Source organism: Pedobacter sp. BMA (genome assembly GCF_001027745.1).
In the GTDB taxonomy this organism is placed as follows: Bacteria; Bacteroidota; Bacteroidia; order Sphingobacteriales; family Sphingobacteriaceae; genus Pedobacter.
Genome location: NZ_LECU01000007.1, coordinates 342532 through 366780, shown reverse-complemented (window position 1 = coordinate 366780; position 24249 = coordinate 342532). Strand labels below are relative to the sequence as shown.

The 24249-nt window shown below is 41.9% G+C and carries 12 protein-coding genes; all 12 read left to right on the top strand.

Features of this window, described 5'->3' with window-relative positions:
- Positions 1 to 26 precede the first annotated feature (26 nt).
- The 12 genes from AB669_RS17910 to AB669_RS17855 all read left to right on the top strand — a co-directional run bounded on the left by AB669_RS17910 (position 27) and on the right by AB669_RS17855 (position 24202).
- Positions 27 to 1862 carry a RagB/SusD family nutrient uptake outer membrane protein gene (locus AB669_RS17910; RefSeq protein ID WP_047800780.1) on the top strand — a complete coding sequence of 612 codons (1836 nt, stop codon included), beginning with the start codon at positions 27 to 29 and terminating at the stop codon, positions 1860 to 1862.
- Positions 1863 to 1890: 28 nt separating this feature from the next.
- Positions 1891 to 2832, top strand: a complete 942-nt coding sequence (locus AB669_RS17905) for a hypothetical protein (protein WP_047800701.1) — start codon at positions 1891 to 1893, stop codon at positions 2830 to 2832.
- A gap of 879 nt (positions 2833 to 3711) precedes the next feature.
- Positions 3712 to 6909: a SusC/RagA family TonB-linked outer membrane protein gene (locus tag AB669_RS17900; RefSeq protein WP_047800700.1), complete on the top strand. Its 3198-nt coding sequence runs from the start codon at positions 3712 to 3714 to the stop codon at positions 6907 to 6909.
- A gap of 38 nt (positions 6910 to 6947) precedes the next feature.
- A complete protein-coding gene (locus AB669_RS17895) occupies positions 6948 to 8963 on the top strand; it encodes a RagB/SusD family nutrient uptake outer membrane protein (protein ID WP_047800699.1) in 2016 nt (671 codons plus the stop codon).
- Between the two features lie 385 nt (positions 8964 to 9348).
- Positions 9349 to 11004, top strand: coding sequence for a polysaccharide lyase family 1 protein (locus AB669_RS17890; protein WP_047800698.1), 1656 nt, complete (start codon positions 9349 to 9351; stop codon positions 11002 to 11004).
- Between the two features lies 1 nt (position 11005).
- On the top strand, positions 11006 to 12637 hold the full coding sequence (locus AB669_RS17885; protein ID WP_047800697.1) for a polysaccharide lyase family 1 protein: 1632 nt from the start codon (positions 11006 to 11008) through the stop codon (positions 12635 to 12637).
- Between the two features lie 40 nt (positions 12638 to 12677).
- Positions 12678 to 15839 (top strand): DUF6298 domain-containing protein, encoded by a 3162-nt coding sequence (locus AB669_RS17880; protein WP_047800696.1) that lies wholly within the window; start codon positions 12678 to 12680, stop codon positions 15837 to 15839.
- Between the two features lies 1 nt (position 15840).
- Entirely contained in the window at positions 15841 to 17241 is a 1401-nt protein-coding gene (locus AB669_RS17875; protein ID WP_047800695.1) for a glycoside hydrolase family 140 protein, read from the top strand.
- Positions 17242 to 17267: 26 nt separating this feature from the next.
- Positions 17268 to 18173: a glycoside hydrolase family 43 protein gene (locus AB669_RS17870; protein WP_231582707.1), complete on the top strand. Its 906-nt coding sequence runs from the start codon at positions 17268 to 17270 to the stop codon at positions 18171 to 18173.
- Complete coding sequence (locus AB669_RS17865) at positions 18170 to 19999, top strand: hypothetical protein (RefSeq protein WP_047800693.1); 1830 nt, start codon at positions 18170 to 18172, stop codon at positions 19997 to 19999. Before AB669_RS17870 ends, AB669_RS17865 begins: the two co-directional genes overlap by 4 nt.
- Position 20000: 1 nt before the next feature.
- A complete protein-coding gene (locus AB669_RS17860) occupies positions 20001 to 21434 on the top strand; it encodes a sialate O-acetylesterase (RefSeq protein WP_231582706.1) in 1434 nt (477 codons plus the stop codon).
- Positions 21434 to 24202: a glycoside hydrolase family 2 gene (locus AB669_RS17855; RefSeq protein WP_047800692.1), complete on the top strand. Its 2769-nt coding sequence runs from the start codon at positions 21434 to 21436 to the stop codon at positions 24200 to 24202. Before AB669_RS17860 ends, AB669_RS17855 begins: the two co-directional genes overlap by 1 nt.
- Positions 24203 to 24249 lie beyond the last annotated feature (47 nt).

Here is a 24249-nt window from a genome sequence, read left to right as displayed (position 1 = left end):
TGTTTGTTAACGTAAATCAAGCCAAAATGAATTTTAAAATTAAATATGCATTCGCCATTGGTATTATGTCGGTGCTCACCATATTAATATCTTCCTGTAAAAAAGATTTTTTCGATTTGAAAGACCGTAACGGTATGGATTCGAGGATATGGGATAATGAAGGGTCAATACAATTTTTATTGAATGATACCTATGACGTGGCCATGCCAGACTATCCCTATGAAGTAACCGCGGATAATGTCATTTATGCCAGCGATGAAGATAAATATTCCTCTTCAGAATCCATTATGCGTAAAGCGATTGGAGTAAACGGTACGCTAACCTCTAATGATGTGAAATACATTGCAACAAAATATCAGGGAAATAAGGGCGACAACAGGTACTTTGATATTGCCCGTTGTAATACGGCTATTGCAGAAATACCGAAGGGGACCTTATCGCAAACCTCAAAGGATAAATTAAGAGGACAATTTTTTGCTTTAAGGGCACTAACATACTTTCAACTGGTAAGGCTTTATGGCGGTGTACCCTTAGTCTTAACTGCCCAGGATCCTGACAATATTACCTTGTCAGGGAGAGCAAAAGCATCAGTTTGCTTTCAGGCAATAGTAAGCGATTTGGATTCAGCGATGAAGCTGCTCACGGGCGTAACCTGGGCAGATGCAACCGAACGAGGTAAATTTACCCGTCAGGCTGCAGCGGCACTAAAAGCAAGGGCTTTGCTTTATTGGGCAAGCCCACAATTTAACCCGACTACAATTTCTGCACACCCGTTCGACCAGTCGAGATGGCAAAAGGCTTATGATGCCAATAAAGAAGCCTATGAAATTTGCAAAACTGCCGGGGCTTCCTTAATGCCAAATTATTCAGACATCTTTTTAAAAGAGGGTACTTCTAACCCGGAAGCGATCATTGTGCGTTCTTATTCTGCAAAATTGGCTAAGCGGGGCCAAAATGTGGAACAAAAAAGCCGCCCAACGGAAGAGGGTGGAAATGCTTCGGCATTTAATCCAACCCTTCAATTGGTAAATGCCTATACAATGAAAGATGGTGTACCTGTAGGTCAGGGAAGTTCTTTTACATATGACCCGGTTTTGTTTTGGGTTAACCGAGATCCACGGTTAGATGCCACTATAGCGTATAACGGCAGTAGTTGGAAACTAAGTGGTTCAGCAACCAGGAGGCAGTGGTGTTATACCGGCGGCATTACAGAAGCTTCACCGCAGGGTTTTTACCTTAAAAAATTCTGTGATCCGGATCTTGCAAAGGGATCTGTAGCTTATGCAAATGACTACGGCGGTAATGGTTTGGATTGGGTAGAACTTCGTTTTGCGGAAGTCATCATGAATTACGCTGAATGTGCAAATGAAGTTGGAAACCTGCAGGAGGCAAAGGATTTGGTAAAATTAATCAGAATAAGAGCTGGTATTCAGGCCGGTACTAAAAATTATGGACTGGACCTGGCTACCACAAAAGAGCAAATGCGTTCGTTGATCACTAATGAACGAATGGTTGAATTTTGCTTTGAGGGAAAACGGTCATTTGATTTACGCAGAATGCGTCAGTATCACTTGTTATCAGGTAACATGCAAACGATTCAATGGACTGTTAAAACCACTGCCCTTAAAACAGAGCTGGAAACTGTAGGTACCAACGGGATACGTTTTCGGGAAGGGATTAACATCAATGACAGAACCACATTTGATAAATATTTTTCCACATCAAATGTAAATCAGGGTGCCACTGGATTTGCTGTGTTGGATACCTATTACTTTTATGCCTTGCCCTCAACATTTATGAATTCAAGCCCGCTTCTGGATCAAACCATTGGATGGGATGGGGGCACATTCGATCCTTTGTAGCCTGGTTGTTAACTTTAATAAAGTCAAAATGAAAAAAAATATAAAATACCTCGGTCTGTTTTTTATGACTGCGCTTCTTTTTTCAGCGTGTAAAAAAGAAACAGAAAACATATTTAACATGTTTTCTGATGTTACTGTCACTTACACTGCCAACAGCAAGTATGCGGTAACTGACTATAAAGATGTAAACGTTGGAGACAGTGTATATATAGAATATAATATTGAGTCTGCTAAAACCGATATGTATGCAGCGTGTATTTTTGAAACCTCCTCTGCAATACCGACTAAGATCACTCTTGATGATTCGCAAAGAAGAAAAGCTTCGGGAATTTTTAAAATCAAGATGGACACACGTGTAGGAAAAATTTCTTACCGGGTTTGGGCACTTGATAAAGGAGGGATTTACCTGGGAGACGGATATAAGACTATCACCCTTAATGTTTTACCTGATTATAAATATTGGGCATCAAGGGAATTCTTTATTCCCGACTCCGTCGGTAAAAATTCAAATTCCTATATATCACTAACTGATGGTCAATTATATACGTATAACAATGGAAAAGATAATACTGGTAAGATAGATTTGGGCTTATACAGGGCGCCAGTAATAGGAACAGGCGGTGCTATTACAGGATATTTGTATAATGTATATGCTCTTGATGCCAATCCAATGCCCTTTAGTGCCTACGACATGAGCTCATGGACAAATAAGAGGGCGACTTTAGTTGCGGCACCCAAAACAGGCCAGGCTTCAGCCTTTACAGCATTAAGGACAGGTGCTCAGATTATTACCGCAGGTAAAAGCGCAAAACCTACCATTAAATCAATCACAACGGGACTTGGTGCCGGCAGTTTGTTTTACTTTCTAACGCCAGAAGGAAAGTATGGGGCATTTTATGTTAACTCTATTTCGAGCAACAACTCAACCCGAGGCATATTTTTAAATGTTGATATAAAGGTGCAAAATTAAATAAATTTAATTGTTAGTTAGGAGGGAGGTCACCATTTCGGGACCTCTTTTTTTTGCTTTTTCAAAGTGGAAATAACAGAAATAGAATTCAGTTTTTGATATTGTATAGCTATATAAGGACAAGACAATAAGACAAAAATAAGACAGTTGTTCGGGAGCTCTTCGGGAAGTGTTCGGGAAACCTCCTGCCGGGCTTCGGGAAACCTTGCGGAATTGTTCGGCAACGGGTGCGGATGGTATCGGGAATTCTCCCAGACAATATGCAGAAAACTTCTGGAAAAGTTAGGGTAATGTTCTCCTGGTCATCGGCTGGCAGTAAAAGAATGCCCGATGTTTACCTGAACTTTTCTACTACTTTTTCCAGAGTTTAGTATATTCCAAGTGCAATGCTACTCAACAGTAGCTTAACAAATGTACGTATCATCTACACAAACGAGACCAGCGATCTCAATGTATTTCATCGTTCAAAATAAGACTGTTAGGTTTTGAGGCTTGGTAAAAATGACCTAAATTTCAGGAAATTAAGGTGACAAATAAAAAAATAAAATTTTTATTTAAATATTGTATTTATATATGAATTTATTTGTACCTTGGATCATTGTTTCATTAATACAAATTGTTGAGTTGTATCATTGAGACTAGAATTGTTTAAAAAACAATCTAACCAGAATATAAAAAACCGTAATCAAAAAATAAATGAGCCGTTCCGCAGAATCTGTTTGGTGTGTAAATCATTGTAATTTTCAATAATCATTTAGTAACTATCAGCTGATCTGGTTATCTGTTTCTATAGGAAAAAAATAAAATCAAATTTTAAATCAATGTGACTGGCTTCTTGCTCTTTAGCTGTTTACATCGAGAACTAACCAAATAATAAATATGAACTTAAAATTTTTACGCAAATTTTCATTGTTCTTGCTGCTATTGCTATGTGCAAGTTCAGCTCTATTTGCCCAGGTACGAAAGGTAACGGGTAAGGTGGTAGACCAGTCTGATGGTCAGGGCATCCCAGGGGTGAATGTTAGCCTTAAAGGTATTCCTAGTAATGTAAGTACGAATAGCGACGGTGTGTTTACTATTCAGGTAAGAAGTGATGCTGATGTCCTGGTGTTTTCTTATATAGGGTATGTAAGACAACAGGTTACAGTGGGATCAAAAGATGCGATAACTGTTAAGCTGGTTTCAGAAAATAAGAACCTGGAAGACGTAGTAGTGGTGGGGTACGGCGTACAAAAACGCACAACCTTAACAGGATCTGTTGTCGATATTAAAGCTTCAGAAATTGAAGATCTGCCTGGTACTAATGTAGCCGCCGCTTTAAGTGGCAGGCTACTGGGTGTTGGCGTTAGTGGTGGTGTTGCACGTCCAGGTACACCGGCGAAAATTACAATAAGAAATCCAAATACGATTTTCTCTAAAGATGGAGGAAGTACAGATCCTTTATACGTAATAGATGGTGTGATTCAGATTGATGGTCAAGGTAAACCGGATGCCACAAATTTTGGAAATCTTGATGCCTCAGAGATTGAGAGCATGTCATTTTTGAAAGATGCGTCTGCGGCTATTTATGGTACAAGAGGCGGAAACGGGGTAGTGTTAGTAACAACTAAACGTGGAAAAACGGGTAAACCTAGAATTTCATACAGTGGGTCTTACGCTATTAATGACGAGGCTTACCGTACCAAAATGATGAGCGCATACCAGTTTGGCCAATACTTCAACATTATGAATGGTCCGAATGGGGGGGCGAAGATTCCTGGAGTAGATAATTTTTTCACAGACGATGAACTGGAGCATTTTAAGACTATCGATTATGATCGCCTGGAAGATGCCTGGAAATCCGCATACGATGTTCGTCACACCTTAAGTGTGAGCGGTGGTGCTGACCGTGCAACCTATTTTGCTAATGCATCATACAACAAACAAACAGGTAATTTAGCAACACTAGATTTCAGCAGATGGAATTTTAGAGCCGGTACAGACGTTACTGTCGCCTCTAACTTGAAGGTTGGTTTACAGGTTTCGGGTAACAGTGGTGATTTGGTAAAAACCTTTAATAAAGTTTCAGGCGAAGGGGTTGAGGATGATTATAAAAACCTGCTCTTAGCTCCTAGATATGTTCCTGATTATATCAATGGTTTACCGGTAAAACTTCCTGGTACTACAAATGACTTATCAAGATATCATTTCAACGAAATCAACAGGTTAAATAACCTGGCTACAACCAAATCTAATCTGTTTACCGTAAATGCTTATGCAGAATATGAAGCTCCATTCATTAAAGGGCTAAAAGCCAGGTTTGCTTATGCAAGAAATACAGGTAACTCAGTGGGCGACCAGGTAGGGACATCTTATACATTATATGAATTTAACAGATTAGGGACAAATAAACACATTTATGAGGGTGCAACAGTAGCCAGTTCATTAAGGGTTACCAATGGCGATCGCTTGTATTACTCGAATACAAACCAAAAAAGCGAACAAACCAATTTTGTTCTAAATTATGCACGTGATTTTGGAAAACATTCAGTAAGTGGATTGTTTACTGTGGAGAAATCAGAATCTGAAAACTCGCAGCAGGTTGTATATAAAGCCAGTCCGATTGCAGCTACTAATGGTCAATTCAACTCGGCAACGGGGGCAATCGATGGTTCTACAAGTGCAAACGAGGCTGGGACACTATCTTATGTAGGTAGAGCAAATTATGCTTACGCCAATAAATATCTTGCGGAGTTTTTATTCAGAACAGATGCTTCAACGAAATTTGCACCTGAAAATTATTGGGGCAAGTTTTATTCGGGATCTGTTGGTTGGGTAATTTCAGAGGAGAGTTTCTTTAAAGTACCCGCAGTTAATTACCTAAAGCTGAGATATGCTTTCGGAGTTCTTGGAAACGATCAGACCAAAGCCTGGTTGTGGAGACAGCGTTACACATTTCAGGATGGTAAAGGTGGTGTATTCGGAGGGAATAGTGCAGCTACCACTGGTTTTAAAATGGAAGCTGCCCCAAACAGAGACGCAACCTGGAGTACAGAATATAAAAATAATGTTGGTATAGATGCTAAATTCCTTGCCAACCGATTATCACTGAACGTGGAAGGTTACTATAATTTGGCCAGAAATATTTTGATCGAGCCTACAGCGAGCATCCCGGTAACTGTTGGGGGTACTGTAGCATCCGTAAACTTTGGAGCAGCTGATTATTTTGGTTACGAACTTGGTATCTCCTGGGATGATAAAATTGGATCTGACTTTAATTATGGTGTAAGTGCACGTTTTGGCTGGAACGATGATAAAGTTAAGGTTGGTAATTTCAATGCAAATGATGCATTAAAGCCATGGTTAGCGCAAGTTAATCAATCTTCAGACAATGGAAAATGGGGTTACGATTATATGGGAATGTTCAAAACCCCGGAAGATGTAGCCAACTATATCAACCAGTATAAAATAACACAGGTTTTTGGTGTACCTGTATCACAACTGAAACCCGGTACTTTGTACTATCGTGATGTTAGAGGTCAGTTGCAGTCAGATGGTACATTTGCCGGACCAGACGGAATTATTGATGCGAACGATCAGATTCAGTTGTCACATAAGGCAACAAATCACTATGGATTCGGTATCACATTAAAAGCAGGTTACAAAGGTATAAGTGTTGATGCCGTATTAGCGGGCTCTTTCGGAGGTTGGTCTGAAATTGATGAAAGAAAAGCACTAAACGTATCTATTGCGAGAAATTTCACCAGTTTGCCAAGTATCTGGGGAAATATTTATGATCCGGTTATCAACCCTGAGGGAGTGATGCCAAATCCAAATTTCGCCGATATTAACTTAACTCCGACATCAAATTTTTATAAAGTGAGTGCATTCAGATTGCGGATACCAAGTTTTAATATTAGCTACACCTTTCCGAAATCAATGCTGGAAAAAGTTAAAATCAATAACGCAAGGGTATTTTTATCTGCGCTTAATCCTGCTAATCTGTATAACCCATATAGTTACAAAGGACCTGATGGTGCATGGGATGCTTACCCGAATTTAATGACATATTCACTTGGTGTTAACTTAACCTTTTAATCAGGTTAGTTTCGTAAAATCAATAATCTATAACAGAGATGAAAAGAAATAAAATATTGGTATTATTTACAGCTGCTGCAATGTTAGTGGCAGGTTGTAAAGACACATTTCTTGAAGAAAAAAGAGATTTAGCCGGATACAATGAGGAAGTTTTTAAAGATGCGGCACTTGCACAAGGCTATGTCGACTACGTATATGGTTTATTTTTGCCTGGAAATAATGCTCAGTCCCTTTCCTGGAACCTGGCCACGGCAAATGATAATTTTGCTAGAACAACCGACGAGTTTGCAGGGGAGACTGATTTCAATAAGGTTTGGTCAACTATTAGCTACACCAATAGTCATGCATTAAATTATTTTGGTGCCAGACTTAGTACCAGCATTGTGAATAATCCGTATACAAGATTAAAACAAATTAATATCTTTCTTGCCGAAATTGATAAGTACGGGCTTCCGGAAGATACCAGAAACAAGTTGAAAGGCCAGATGTATTTCTGGAGAGCATGGCAATATTTTGATTTGGTTAGACTTTACGGAGGGGTTCCTTTAGCATTAGTTCCTCAAGATCCTATAAGCGATGATGGTACTTCCTTGCAAATTCCGAGAAGTTCTTCATCTGATTGTATCAAACAAATCGTTACCGATTTAGACCTAGCACAATCTTTATTACCTGGAAAATGGGGAAGTACAGATTGGGGACGCATTACCAGTGGAGCATGCGCAGCTCTTAAAGGAAGGGTTTTGTTGACATGGGCAAGTCCGTTGTTTAACCGGAACGATGACGCTGCACGTTGGGAAGAAGCCTATAAAGCTAATCTTGCTGCCAAAACATTACTTGAAGCGAATGGCAGTGCCTTATTTAAAACTGGCGGTACTGCGAATGGAGTAGCATGGGGTAATATGTGGTTTACTGAAGTAAATAATCCTGAAGCTGTTATCGTGTACGGCTTTAATAATCTGGCCATCGGCGGAACTACTACTAAAAACAATGGATGGGAACAAGCAGCCAGATCAAAAGAATTAAATGGTGGAGGTTCTCTTTCTCCTACAAAACAAATCGTAGATGCTTTTCCTATGAAGGATGGTAAAATGCCAGGTTCTTCCACTTATACCTACGATGCAAAGAAATTCTATAAAAACCGTGATCCACGTTTTTACAAAACCTTTGTCTACAATGGAGCAGTTTGGCCCTATAATGGAAGTACAGGGGCAAATTTCAAGCAATGGACGTATAAATGGTATAACAACGCAACCGCTACTATTCCAAGCTTAACCACAGAAACAAAAGGGGCAAATTCAAGTGGCATATATTTGTGTAAAGCAACTGACCCTGCAGCCTCAAATGCTAATGGAAATTTTCAGCAGAATGGAATGGATTATATGGAAATGCGTTTCGCGGAGGTTGTGCTAAACCTTGCGGAATCTGCCATAGGATCTAACAGGCTTTCAGAAGGTCTGGAAGGTATCAAATCTATCAGAGAACGAGCGGGTGTAGAAAATTTAGACGGGGCATACGGACTGGGTGGCTTAACTAGCAGAGATCAGCTTTTTGGTGCTGTAATTAAAGAGCGTGGCATCGAGTTCGCATACGAAGGAAAACGTTTCTTTGATTTAAGACGCTGGATGCTTTTTGAAGAAAACTCTCCTACAGCTGCCCGTTTAGGTATTAAGCCTTTAAACGGTACTCGTAGAACAGGATATTTCATCACAGTGAAAACCACCGCAGGCGCAAGATATAATGGTAGCACAGATCCGTTGATAAAACCTGCTACAGGAAATGCACCGGTTATTGACAGGGATCCGGCAACTTATCCTACCCCAAATGGTAGTGCCAACTATGCTGCATATCTAGATTACTTGTATGATAACTATTTTGTGATAACAGAAAAAGATGACCTTGACGTAACTAATCCAGCCAACTGGAAGTTTACCTGGTATCCACAATATTATTTCTTTGGATTGAACGAAAACATTTTAAGTGCTTCTCCATACCTGGAACAGACTACAGGCTGGAATAGCTTAAAAGGTGCAGGAACATTCGATCCGTTGAAATAACAAGACATTCGGAGGAGATATCTTCTCGCTCCGGGTTTTATATATTTGGTTTTAAAAAGGGGAGCAGCGAGTGCTCTCCTTTTTTATTTAAGAATGTTACATTTATATATGAAAAATATTCCTATCTTCGATCGTGGCTTTTAAAGGTGCTTTCTGATGTTTTTATCGTCAGTTTATTTGTTCGAATAACACAATTTTAAACAACTGCACCAGCAAAAACACCTACTTTTTTTGAATGCAAATTTGAAACATAATATATTATCTAACCAAATTTTATAACCAAGTTAATCTAAGAAATCAGCATCATTTTTTTTGTAATTCGAATCCGTTTCTTCCACAAGAAAATTGCTTAATTTCTGTAGCTTCTTTAACGAGCAAAACACAAATGAAAAAGAACTTATTAAATCTGCTTTTTTCAGCAGCATTAACGCTCTCCGCTGGTTCAGTTTCTGCACAGTATCCGAAAATTCCTGATGACGTTAAGAGGTCATCTGATTCTCTGCTTAAAGCGGCCTACCATCATTCAGATGTAGCCTGGGAAAAAGCAAAGCCAATTATAGAACAGGAAGCTAAACAAGGGAAACCTTATATTCCATGGGCAGGCCGTCCAAATGATTTACCTCAGTCTGAATTATTAGCTTTTCCCGGTGCTGAAGGCGGCGGTGCTTATAGCTTTGGCGGGCACGGCGGAAGAGTAATCGTGGTAAAAAATCTGAACGACAGCGGTCCGGGTTCGTTGCGTGATGCCTGCGAGCAGGGTGGTGCAAGAATAGTCGTTTTCAATGTTGCCGGGATCATAAAACTTAAAACACCACTCATTATCCGTGCACCTTACATTACCATTGCCGGTCAGACTGCACCTGGCGACGGTGTTTGCGTAGCGGGTGAATCGGTTTGGTTAAACACCCATGATGTAATCGTTCGTTTTATGCGTTTTAGAAGGGGAGAGACCTTCGTTGGTCGCCGGGATGATGCGATAGGTGGTAACCCGGTTGGTAACATCATGATTGATCACGTGTCAGCAAGCTGGGGACTGGATGAAAATATGTCCATGTACCGCCATATGTATAACGATAGCACCGGTAAAACCGAAGAGAAATTAGGGACAGTAAACATTACAATCCAGAATTCTATTTTCGCTGAAGCCTTAGATTACTGGAACCATGCATTTGGTTCAACACTTGGTGGAGAGAATTGTGCTTTTGTTCGTAACCTTTGGGCAGATAATGGTGCCCGTAACCCATCAATTGGATGGAACGGCATTTTCAACTTTGCCAATAACGTAGTTTTCAATTGGAATAATCGCTCCACTGATGGCGGTGATTACACAGCACAGTATAACATCATCAATAATTTTTACAAACCAGGTCCGGTTACTGATTTGAAAGATCCGATTTCCTATCGTATTCTGAAACCTGAATCTGGTCGCAGTAAATTGCCTTATGTGGTTTTTGGCAGGGCCTATGTTGCAGGAAATATCATCGATGGAAACCAAAAAGTAACTCAGGATAACTGGAACGGCGGCGTTCAGCTGGAAGATAAAAAAGGAAACCTGATGAGTTTTGAGCAGGCTTCTCCATATTTTGCGGCCATGAGAACGAAGAAGCCATTCCCAATGCCTAAAATCTCCATAATTCCAACCCTACAGGCCAAAGATTATGTACTGGCAAATGCGGGTGCGACTTTACCAAAAAGAGATCCGGTAGATACCCGAGTGATAAAGCAGGTAACCACAGGGAAAATTGAAGTTCATCCTGATGCGAAACCATCAGCATTCCAATTCGAGCACCGCAGGTTGCCAGGAGATTCTTACAAACAAGGAATCATCACTGAGGTATCTCAGGTTGGTGGCTACCCGGTGTATAAAGGAACTCCCTACAAAGATTCTGACGATGACGGTATGCCTGATGCCTATGAGCTGAAAAACGGTTTAAATCCTAAAGATGCATCTGATGCTGCGAAAATTACGAAAAGTGGTTATTCCAACATTGAAGTATATTTAAACAGCGTGGTTCCGGTATCTACAGTTAAGCCTATCTAAAATGAACAGATATTCGTCTTTGGCAGTTTTCATTGCTGCTCTTGGTTTCGGAAATGCCGCTTTTGCACAATACCCGGTAATTCCGGAAGCAATGGAAAAGAAAGCAGATTCGCTTTTAAAGAGTATTGAAGAGAAATCAGAGCTACAGTTTTTAAAGGTAAAGTCGGTTGTTGATGCTGAAGCAAAACAAGGTAAACCTTATATTCCCTGGGCAGCTAAACCGGGCGATTTACCACAATCCAAGCTGGCAGCCTTTCCGGGTGCCGAGGGCGGTGGCGCTTATTCATTCGGAGGTCGCGGAGGAAAAGTTTATGTTGTAACAAGCCTGGAAGACTCGGGAAAAGGCACTTTGCGTGAAGCCTGTGAGCAGGGCGGAGCCAGAATCATTGTGTTTAATGTGTCCGGTATTATCAGACTTAAAACGCCTCTCATCATCCGCGCACCATATATTACCATCGCTGGACAAAGTGCGCCTGGTGACGGGGTTTGCATTGCAGGTGAATCAGTATGGCTCAATACACACGATGTAGTGATCCGTTACATGCGTTTCCGTCGCGGTGCTACAGAGGTAACCCGAAGAGATGATGCCATTGGAGGTAATCCGGTAGGAAATATCATGATCGATCATGTTTCTGCAAGCTGGGGACTGGATGAAAATATGTCGATTTACCGCCATGTTTACGATCCTAAAGATGGCTCTAAACCGGAGAAATTACCTACTGTAAACGTCACAATTCAAAACTCGATTTTCTCTGAAGCGCTAGATACCTATAACCATGCTTTTGGCAGTACCATAGGTGGTTTAAACTCTACTTTCATGCGAAATTTATGGGCTTCGAATATCAGTCGCAATCCCTCTGTTGGGATGTATGGCGATTTCGGCTTTGCCAATAATGTAATTTTCAATTGGTGGAACAGGAGTGCTGATGGTGGAGATAATGCCTCTTTCTACAGTTTCATCAATAATTACTATAAACCAGGTCCGATTACTCCAGCAGGTGAACCCATTTCTTACCGGATTCTGAAACCTGAATCGGGCAGGGATAAGAGGTTTACCAATGAATTCGGTCGTGCTTACGTTACCGGAAATATCATTGAGGGCAATGAAAAAGTGACTAAAAATAACTGGGACGGAGGGGTCCAGCCGGAGAGCAAACGTGATAAACAAAAATTACTGGATTCTATCCGTACAGATAAACCTTTGCCAATGGCGAAGATTTCCATTATCGATACCAAAAAAGCTTACGAATATGTTCTGGCCAACGCCGGTGCGTCTCTGCCGGTTCGCGATGCGGTTGACCAAAGAATTGTTAAACAGGTAGCAACCGGTAAAATTGAACACGTTGAAGATGGAAAACTTCCCGCTAAACAAAGCTATGTAAAACGTCGTTTACCAGCAGACTCATACAAGCAAGGGATTATTTCTGATATCGCACAGGTTGGCGGTTACCCGGAATATAAGGGTACGCCCTACCAGGATACGGATCACGATGGAATTCCTGATACCTGGGAAACCAAGCATGGTTTAAATCCGAAGGATTCAGCTGATGCAGCTAAAATTTCGAAATCAGGTTATGCCAATATTGAGGTATATTTAAATAGCTTAGTGGATGTAAGCAAGGTGAGGCCTTAAAAAAGGCGAAACCAATCGCCGGTTATACAAAAATAACAAAATGCCAAAAACTAACCATATATTAAAAGCTAAACAACTGAAAACGCTAAGCCTTGCGGTGATTGCGCTTTTTGTTGCTAACTTTTCCTTTGCCCAGAAAACCAAGCCTGTTGAACCACCTAAACCTATTTTCAAAGGCAATGACGGGAAAATGGCCTATACGGCAGATGAGCTTGGAAACCGCATTCCTGATTTCTCCTATGCAGGCTACATGGCTGGCGAAAAATCCATTCCAGATGCGTCAATTAAAGTGATCGTTCCCGTTTCAAAAGGCGATGCAACCTTAAGAATCCAGTCGGCGATCAATTATGTATCAAAACTTCCTGTTGGGAAAGACGGTCTTCGGGGTGCAGTTTTACTGGAAAAGGGAACTTACGAAGTTGCCGGAACTTTAAAACTGACTACTTCCGGTGTAGTGCTCCGCGGAAGTGGATTTGGCGAAAAAGGAACAAAAATATTGGCAACCGGTTTAGACCGGATAGGCGTAATCAGAGTTTTAGGCAAAAAAGATAAGGTAGAAAATGCACCGGTTGCAATTACGGATAGTTATGTTCCGGTAAACTCGAATAAGGTTACATTGTCCGATGTTAATGGCTTCAAGGTTGGCGATAAGATCATCATCAGCAGGCATTCAACAAAAGAATGGATCGAAACCCTCAAAACAGTTGAATTTGGTGGTGGTGAAAGCGCCTTAGGTTGGAAACCCGGAACCAGGGAAGTTCGTTGGGATAGAACAATCACAGCAATAAACGGATCAAACATTACTTTCGATGCTCCCGTTACAACCGCCCTGGATTCAAAATTCGGAGGCGCAACGGTATCAAAATACAAGTGGGATGGAAGAGTTGCACAAGCGGGAGTTGAAAACCTGAATATTGAATCAGATTACCACAAAGACAACATCAAGGATGAATATCATCGGTGGACAGCCATTTGTATCGATAATGCACAGGATGCATGGGTGCGTCAGGTGGTGTTCGAGCATTTTGCAGGCTCAGCCGTAAATGTACTGGAGTCGGCCAAAAGGGTAACCGTTGAAGACTGTAAATCACTGGCTCCTGTTTCGGAAATCGGAGGCGAACGCAGGAATACTTTTTATACCACGGGTCAGCAAACGCTTTTTCAAAGGTTATACTCCGAATACGGCTATCATGATTTTGCGGTTGGTTTCTGTGCACCGGGACCAAATGTTTTTGTGCAGTGCCAGTCCTATCTTCCTTTTAGCTTCAGCGGAACAATCGATAGCTGGGCATCAGGTGTTTTATTTGATATTGTGAATATTGATGGCAACGCACTGAGTTATTTAAATCGTGGTCAGGACGGACAAGGTGCAGGTTGGAGTGCTGCCAATAGCGTTTTCTGGCAATGCAGTGCTGCAAGGGTAGATAACCCGCAACCGCCAACTGCGCAGAACTGGGCATTCGGAACATGGGCGCAGTTTACGGGCAACGGCTACTGGGACATGTCGAACGAGCAAATTCAACCACGCAGTTTGTATTATGCACAACTCAAAGACAGATTGGGAAATGATGTGGATAGCAGAGCTTTTGTGTTGCCTGTAGAAACCGAGGCTTCAAGTTCGCCGCCGGTTGATGTGGCTTTAAAACTGACCAAATTAGCCTATAAACCTGCTTTGACACTTTCTGAATACATCGATTCTGCAAGGGAAAGAAATAAGATTTCTACTGATGCCCCTCGGGCGAAAAGCATTGATAAAATAGGGATAGATAAAGTCACTCAGGTAGCAGTTGCTGGTACAATGGCCATCCAGAACGGCTGGTTGGTTCGCGGTAACGAAATCGTTGTGGGTGACCGACAGGAAGTGCCCTGGTGGAATGGAAGCGCCCGCCCTTACGGACTCAAGAATACCAGATTCCACGTTACGCGTTTTGTGCCCGGCCGTTCGGGTAATGGCCTGACCGATGATCTGGATGAGATTACAGATTCCATGAAAAATGGCAATGTAAAAGTTTTAGACCATAATTACGGGCTCTGGTACGATAGAAGAAGGGACGATCACGAGCGGATCCGCCGCATGGATGGTGAGGTTTGGGCACCGTTTTACGAGTTGCCCTATGCACGCAGTGGCCAGGATAAGGCTTGGGATGGCTTGAGTAAATATGACATTACCAAATACAATCTCTGGTACTGGGACAGGTTAAAGACCTTCGCTAACCTGGCCGACCAGAAGGGCCTGGTGTTAATTCACGAAAACTATTTCCAGCATAACATCATCGAAGCAGGCGCTCACTATGCTGATTTCCCATGGCGTACGGCTAACAATATTAACGATACCGGTTTTCCGGAACCTGTTCCTTATGCAGGTGATAAGCGGATTTTCATGGCGGAGCAGTTTTACGACATCACCAACGAACACCGCAAAGCCATTCACAAAGCCTATATCAGAAAATGCCTAGAGAATTTTGATGGAAATTATGGTGTGATTCAATTGATTGGCGCCGAATTTACGGGTCCGCTGCATTTTGTACAATTCTGGATTGATACCATTGAGGAGTGGGAAAAGGAAACCGGCAATCACCCGATTATCGGGCTAAGCGTAACAAAAGATGTACAGGATGCAATTCTTGCTGATGCCAAAAGAGCTAAGGTAGTTGATTTGATCGATATCAGGTACTGGCATTACCAGGCAGATGGAAGTGCATATGCCCCAAAAGGTGGATTAAGTTTGGCACCGCGCCAGCATGCCCGTTTGTTAAAGCCCAGGAAAACATCTTTTGAAGAAGTTTACCATGCGGTATCAGAATACAAAGCAAAATTTCCTGAAAAGGCAGTGATGTATTCCGGTGATAGCTTTGACAGTTTTGGATGGGCAATTTTCATGGCAGGCGGTTCGCTTTCCAATGCAGATTATCTTGATGAGTCTGCACTGAATCTTGCATCCGGCATGAAGCCATTTCTTCCGGCGGGTAAAAGTGTTAAACAATACGGACTTGAAAATCCGGGCAAAGCTTATATTTTATACAATTCAACCGCCGATGCACTTCATCTCGATCTAAGTAAATTCAATGGAAAATTCAGTGTGAAAATACTCAATCCAAAGACAGGAAAGGTGCTTAAAGCAGAAAAAGTGAATGGTGGATCGTTAGTAAAACTGGATAAAACAGCATCTGGAGACGAGGTGCTCATCATCAACAAAATTTAACATGAACTTTAAATCGAAAATATTTCTAATCGCTGTTGTTTCATCCCTTGCTTTCGGATGCAAGGAGAAACCTCATTTTGGTGATAAAAGTCTGCTGATTTCTGAGAACTCCAGATACCTGACAACAGGAGATGGTAAACCTTTCTTCTGGTTGGGTGATACCGGCTGGTTATTGTTTGGAAGACTGAACAGGGAAGAGGCGAATACGTATCTGGAAGACCGTAAGCAGAAAGGTTTTAATGTGATCCAGGTGATGCTGCTACATGATGTTCCCTCGAGGAATGTTTACCTGGATTCGTCGTTAGTACACGCAGATGTTTCCAGGCCGTTCGTTACACCAGGGAATAATCCAAAAGATTCAGTGGCCTACGATTACTGGGATCACGTGGATTATGTGATTGATAAGGCTGCTGAAAAAGGGCTGTATATGGCACTGGTGCCGGTTTGGGGAACGAATGTGAAACAAAAAAAGGTAAATAAGAATCAGGCAAAAGTATACGCTGAATTTCTGGCTAAACGCTATAAAGACAAATGGAATATCATCTGGCTAAATGGGGGCGATATTAAAGGAAGCGAGGGTATGGATGTTTGGAAAACAATTGGTGAAACTCTAAGGGCGAATGATCCTAACCACCTGATTACTTTCCATCCACGAGGGAGAACGGCGTCATCGCAATGGTTCCATAATGCCAGCTGGTGCGATTTTGATATGATACAATCGGGCCACCGCCGTTATGATCAGGATACCTCTAAAAATGAAAAGCTGCATTATGGAGAAGATAACTGGAAATATATTGAGGCAGATTATAAACTGAAACCGGTAAAACCAACTATCGACGGGGAGCCGTCTTACGAGGACATACCACAAGGTCTACATGATACCACACAGCCACGCTGGACCGATGCGGATGTAAGGCGCTATGGCTACTGGTCGGTTTTCGCAGGTGCATTTGGCTACACTTACGGCCATAATTCGGTGATGCAGATGTACAAAAAAACGGATTTAAAACCCGCTTATGGTCCTAAAGACCAGTGGATTACCGCTATCAATGCGCCGGGAGCACGGCAGATGCAATACCTGAAAGATTTAATGTTGTCTCATTCCTTCTTTGATCGCGTGCCGGACCAGACTTTGGTTGCCGGTACAAACGGAGAGAAATATGAGCGCGTCATTGCCACCAGGGGTGAAGATTTTGCATTGGTTTATACCTATACCGGCAGAAACTTCAACGTTCAACTGGGTAAAACGGATGGTGATGAGGTAAAAGCCTCCTGGTTCGATCCCCGTACAGGGAAAGTGAGCGCAATTGGCACATTTGAAAATAAAGGCGTAAAGGAGTTTAATCCACCCGGGGAGGCCGCAAATGGTAACGATTGGGTACTGGTTTTAGAAAAGGAATAATAATGGTTTGCCGTTCAAAGTTGATATTGTCATTTCGTTTAGCCCTTATCGGCCTGGCTTTGTGTGGACTTACCTCTTGCTCAAAACAAGGCTATATTTTCACATCGTTTCATGAACCTGCTACCGATGGATTAAGAATGCTATACAGCGATGATGCTTATCACTGGACAGACCTGAATAAAGTATTATTAAAGCCGGAAGTGGGTACACAGAAAGTTTTAAGGGATCCGTCTGTTGTGCAGGGACCTGATGGCACATTTCATCTGGTGTGGACTTGCAGCTGGAAAGGAGATAAAGGGTTTGGTTATGCCAGTTCTAAAGATTTAATACACTGGAGTAAACAAAAATTTCTTCCGGTAATGGAAAGTGAGCCGAAAACAGTAAATGTATGGGCACCTGAAGTTTTCTACGATGATGATAAAAAAGAATTTGTAATCATATGGGCTTCTACTATTCCTTTTCGTTTTGCAAAAGGGATTGAAGAAGAAGATAACAACCACCGGATGTATGCTGTTACGACCAAGGATTTCGTGACTTTATCATCACCTAAACTGTTTCTGGATCCCGGATTCAGTGTGATCGATGCCGTAATCGTGAAAAGAGCAATCAAAGATTATGTACTGGTTTTGAAAGACAATACGCGGCCCAACAGAAATTTAAAAGTGGCTTTTGGAAAAGCGGCTTTAGGCCCTTATCAAAATGTCTCGGAAACATTTAGTCCGAAGTTAACCGAGGGACCAACGGTTGTAAAAGTTGGAAAGGATTGGCTGATTTACTTTGATGCCTACGGGCAGAAAATCTATTCGGCGTACAAAACGGCTGATTTTAAAACGTTTAAAGACGTAACCTCCGAAGTTTCAATCCCTGAAGGACATAAACACGGAACGATCATAAAAGTGAAGCGGAAAGTGATTGAGAAATTGAAAAAATGAAAAAGAAATTACTTGGATTAACCCTGGCATTTGCACTTGCGTTTTCTAATGTGGAAGCGCAGGATACCGTACGCTATACCGGAAAGACTTTAGTTAACGCAGATTACCATCATGGCCAGCTTTCGCCAGTGATCGGTGTTCACAATATCCAGACTTTCAGGGCTAATCGTGAGCATCCGGAGCTTGCCGAAGGCTTTGGCTGGACTTATAACCATGCACCAATGCTGGCTTACTGGAACAATAGGTTTTACATTGAATACTTAAGTGATCAGGTGGGCGAAAGCATCCCACCGGGACAAACTTTGGTTCAGTCCTCAAAAGACGGCTATACCTGGAGCAAGCCTGATGTGGTTTTTCCGATATACAGGATTCTTGACGGAACAACAAAAGAGGGCAGAACCGATGTGGCAAAAGACCTGGATGCAGTCATGCATCAACGCATGGGTTTCTATGTTTCAACTAAAAATGTATTCCTGGTTCTGGGTTTCTACGCCATCAGTTTCGATGCGAAGGACGACCCCAATGATGGACATGGGATTGGTAGGGCAGTGCGTGAAATTCAGGCAGACGGTAAATACGGGCCTATTTATTTCGTTCACTACAATCCTGGTTATTCTGAAAAAAACACCAGATATCCTTACTTCACTAAAAGCAAAAACAAAGCTTTTATAGCCGCTTGTAATGAACTGCTATCAAATAAATTAATGACCCAGCAATGGAATGAAGAAGCTGATAGAAAAGATCCGCTGATCACTTTGCAAAAGCAGTATAAGGCCTTTAGTTACTATCATTTGCCTGATGGCCGAGTGGTAGGGCTCTGGAAAAACGCATTAACGGCGATTAGTACCGACAATGGTAAGAGCTGGCCGGAAAGTGCTTTTCGTGCACCGGGTTTTGTAAATAGCAATGCTAAAATCTGGGGGCAAAAAACTTCGGACGGAAATTATGCCACAGTTTATAATCCATCAGAATACCGCTGGCCTTTAGCCATTTCGACTAGTAAAAACGGTTTAGAATACACCAACCTTTCTCTGATTAACGGAGAGATAACGCCTATGCGTTATGGTGGAAACTACAAATCATACGGACCGCAGTATGTTAGGGGAATTGAGGAAGGAAACGGAAAACCGGCTGATGGCAATTTGTGGGTAACCTATAGTATGAATAAGGAAGACATCTGGATATCACGTGTTCCGGTACCGGTAAACGTCGTGGAAAGTAACCAGGTGAAAGAGGAGTTCAGTAAAATGCCAAAAGATAAGGCGCTCGACAGGTGGAATATTTACAGTCCGCTTTGGGCACCTGTAAAACTCGAAGGTGGTGCACTGGTACTGAAAGATAAAGACCCTTTTGATTTCGCCAAAGCAGAACGGGTTTTCCCCGCCGCCAGAAAAACGATCACCTCATTTTCAGTAACGCCGAAACAGAGTGATTTTGGCTTACTGGAGATCGAACTGCAAGATGCAAAAGGTATGGCAACAGTGCGTTTAACATTTGATACCGCAGGAACAATCAGTGCAAAAGCCGGTGCCCGCTATAAAAACTTTATGAAGTATGAGGCCGGTAAAAGTTATGATATCAAATTGAAACTGGATGCTTTTACCAGGTTCTACACCATTACAGTAAATGGGAAAGAGGTATTGACCAGTCTGGCTTTTCAGCCGGTTGCCGAGGTTTCAAGGATTGTTTTCCGTACAGGAGATTTTCGCCGCTTTCCGAATGTTGATACACCGGCCGACCAGACTTATGATTTGAAAAATGCCGGAGAATCTGAAAAGAAAGAGGCGGTGTATTCGATTAAATATTTAAAAACGGAGGGATTTTAGGATGAGGAGGTTCTTGTATAAAACAGCTTTGGTTTTATTATTTGCGTTATGCGCTTTTTCCGCCAACGCCAAAATACTGTTGCCACAAATCCTTTCGAGTTCTATGGTTTTGCAAAGAGATAAACCCATTAATATCTGGGGCTTTGCTGCGCCAGCTGAGAAGATAGAGGTGGCTTTTGCAGGGCAGAAAAAACATACGGTAACTGACCAGAATGGGAAGTGGCTGATCGTTTTGAGTCCACTGAAAACATCAGCGATAGGCCGTACTATGGTCATTTCCGGTTCAAATAAAATTGAGTTAAGCAATATTCTGGTTGGTGAAGTGTGGATTTGCTCAGGCCAGTCGAACATGGAATATGCCATGCGCAAACTCGCAAAAATTCCTAAGCCCAAAAATGAAAAGCTCGGTTTCCCTTCAGATGAAGTAGAAAAGGCAGATAATGATCAAATCAGGATTTTTCTGGTTAACCGCAAACAATTATCGAAACCAGACAGCGTTCACAGGAGTTGGGCGGTGGCCAAAGATTCAGCTTTGCGTTCATTTTCTGCAGCAGGTTATTTCTTTGCGAAGGAAGTGCAGCAAAAATTAGGCATTCCTGTGGGTATGATCTCATCTGCCGTACCCGGAAGCGCCATCGAACCCTGGATAGATGAGCAGGCTTTTTCAACTGAAGCTTATTTTAAGGATAAAAAAGTTGGCAATGATCCTGGTAAATTTTATAGTCCCATGATCGAGCCCTTAACGAATTTTAAAATCAGGGGTTTCCTTTGGTATCAGGGTGAAACCAACTGTTTCCTTAACGAAACCATTTCTTACAGTTACAAAATGAAGGTGCTGATCCAGAGTTGGCGCAAAGCATGGGGAGAACAACTGCCCTTTTACTACGTTCAGATTGCACCTTACGACTATAGCAAACAGAAAAGCGACAAGGTTATACTCACAACAGACACTGAACCGAACTTTTGGGAAGCTCAGGAACAACTTTTAAGGCTGCCAAATACGGGTATGGTGGGGACTTCTGATTTAAACGATAATGGGGGCGACCTGCATCCCACTTATAAATGGGAAGTTGGGCGCCGGCTGGCACTCTGGGCACTAGCCAAAACCTATCATCAGCAAATCAGCTTTTCGGGACCGGTTTTTAAAGCTTTTACCATCCAGGGCGGAAAAGCAGTATTGGATTTTGATTATCTGAAATCAACCAGTGAGGTTATAGCTGGCTTTACCATTGCTGGTAGTGATGGCAAATTTGTAAATGCTGAAGCGGTAATCAAAGATGGCAAAGTCTTAGTGTTTTCAAAAGAAGTCGCCAAACCTGTAAATGTTCGCTATAACTGGTCTGAAAGCCCTGCAGGAAGTTTGTATAGCAATGGATTACCGGCACTGCCTTTCAGAACGGATAACCCTTTAAGTAATCAATTTAGAACCAATTAATGAGACTTAGATTTATACTTTTCTTTTGTTTATTAATCATGTTTGATGCCCTGAAAGCCCAACAAACGGAGAAATTATATCTTTCAGGAACGGGAAATGATCAGACGGTGAATTGGGAATTCTTCTGTACAGAAGGTGCAAATTCAGGTAAGTGGACCACTATTCCGGTACCATCAAACTGGGAATTGCAGGGCTTTGGTAAATACAATTATGGCTTCAACAAGGAGGCTAATAAAGGAAAAGAACAAGGACTATATAAGTACAGGTTTAAGGTTCCGGGTGACTGGAAATCTAAAATCATCAGGATTGTTTTCGAGGGTTCGATGACGGATACTGAAGTTAAAATAAACGGGAAACTGGCCGGTGCTGTGCACCAGGGGTCATTTTATGTTTTTAACTATGATATTTCGGGACTGATTAAATATGATACTGATAATCTTCTGGAAGTTAAAGTTTCCAAACACTCGGCAAACCAATCGGTAAATGAAGCAGAGCGTAAAGCAGATTTCTGGATTTTCGGCGGTATTTTTCGTCCGGTTTATCTGGAAGCTTTGCCACAAACGCACATGGAAAGAATTCAAGCGGATGCCAAAGCAAATGGTATTTTTTCTGCCAACGTCCTCACTGCAGGATCAGCTGATGAGATCTCAGTTGAACTAAAAGACCAAAACGGGAAGAAATTCGGTAATACCTTTTCGGTTAAAACTACATCCGCATCAACACAAATCTTATATACTTTTAAAAATCCCCAACTCTGGTCGTCTGAATTCCCAAACCTATATACGGCGACTTTTACCCTGATCAAAAAAGGAAAGGAAGTTCATCAGCTTACCAAAAAAATCGGTTTCAGAACCGTTGAAGTAAAGGAGCGGGATGGGGTATATGTAAATGGCGTGAAAATGAAATTTAAAGGTGTGAACCGCCATTCTTTTTACCCATCATCTGGCAGAACCACGAGCAAGCGCATCAGTATTGATGATGTGCAGTTGATGAAAGGAATGAACATGAATGCGGTTCGGATGTCGCATTACCCGCCCGACGGACATTTTCTGGATGTATGTGATTCGCTCGGTTTATTCGTGATGGATGAGCTGGCCGGATGGCATGGCACTTATGATACGCCAACGGGTACTAAACTGATGAAAGAAATGATGAGGAATGATGAAAATCACCCATCCATTATCTTCTGGGCAAACGGAAATGAAGGTGGGCACAACCGGGAACTCGACCATCTTTTTCCTGAAGAGGACATCCAGAAACGCCCGCTAATCCATCCATGGGAGGTTTTTGGTGGATTTGAAACCACGCATTACCGGGAGTTTAACTATGGCATCGGGAATTACGATCATGGGCACAATATTTTAATGCCAACGGAATTTTTGCATGGGATGTGGGATGGTGGCCATGGTGCCGGAATTGAGGATTATTGGAATGCCATGTGGCATAATCCTTTATCAGCCGGAGGTTTTCTGTGGGACTTTGCCGATCAGGCAGTAGTGCGTACCGATAAAAATGGAGAGCTGGACACGGATGGAAATCATGGTCCCGACGGAATTGTCGGTCCTTATCACGAAAAAGAAGGGAGTTTCTTTACCATTAAAGAAGTATGGAGCCCTGTTTTTATCGAAAAAAGAGAAATGACCCCTGGCTTTGATGGTTCGTTCCTGGTGGAAAACCGTTATGCTTTCACTAACCTGAATCAATGCACTTTTGAATGGAAGTTAAAGCATTTGAAAAGCGCTGGAGATGCTGAATTCAAGGCTGGAAAAACCGATGCTCCGGATGTGAAGCCTTTTGAAAAAGGTAAATTGCAAATCAATCTGCCAGCAGACTGGAGGACCTTTGACGCTTTGTACCTCACCGCAAAGGATGTGTATGGTAAAGTACTTTTTACCTGGAGTTTTCCGATTAATTTGCCTAAGGATGATGCTGAAAGGATAGTTGCAAAAGCAGGTGGTTCAAAAGTCGCGCTGGAAGAATCGGCTCTGGCTTACCTGGTTGCTGCAAATGGCATCAAATTTAGTTTTGATAAAACCACTGGTCTATTACAGGGAGTCGAAAATGCCAAGGGCATCATTCCATTTTCTAAAGGACCGGTACTACAGGAAGGTGTAAATAATTTTAAAAAATTTAAGGTTAAAAGGGAAGGCGACACGCTGATTATCTCTTCAACTTTCGATAAAAAAGAAAGCTACAACACATTAGAATGGACAGTTTATCCTTCGGGATGGTTGAAAATGCAGGTGAAATATTTTCCGTCCGATTACTTTACCACATTTGCAGGCTTGAATTTCTCTTATCCTGAAACAGAAATTAAGGGTGTAGAATATAAAGGAAATGGTCCGTACCGGGTATGGAAAAACCGTATGAAGGGAACCGAATTTGGCATTTGGAAAAAAGATTACAACGATTCGGCAACAGGAGAGCCGGCATGGCAGTATCCGGAGTTTAAAGGTTATTACTCTAATATGTACTGGTGCGAGTTTATCGGTAGACAACAGTCTTTTAAAGTACTAACCGACCGGGAAGATGTATTTTTAAGGTTGTTTACCCCAAAGAAATCGAAAGATACAGAATATGACAACATGAGTCCCACTTTTCCGAACGGGGATATTTCGTTTATGAATGCGATTTCCGCAATCGGAACAAAAACCCAGAAGCCTGAAACAACCGGACCGATGGGAATGAAGAATATTTATTATGATTTTGACAAAGATCCCAGCAGGGCGCTGGATATGACTTTGTATTTTGATTTTTCCGGTAAATAGGTTTTCCCGCAGATGACGCAAAGAACGCAGATAAAGAGATTTCAATC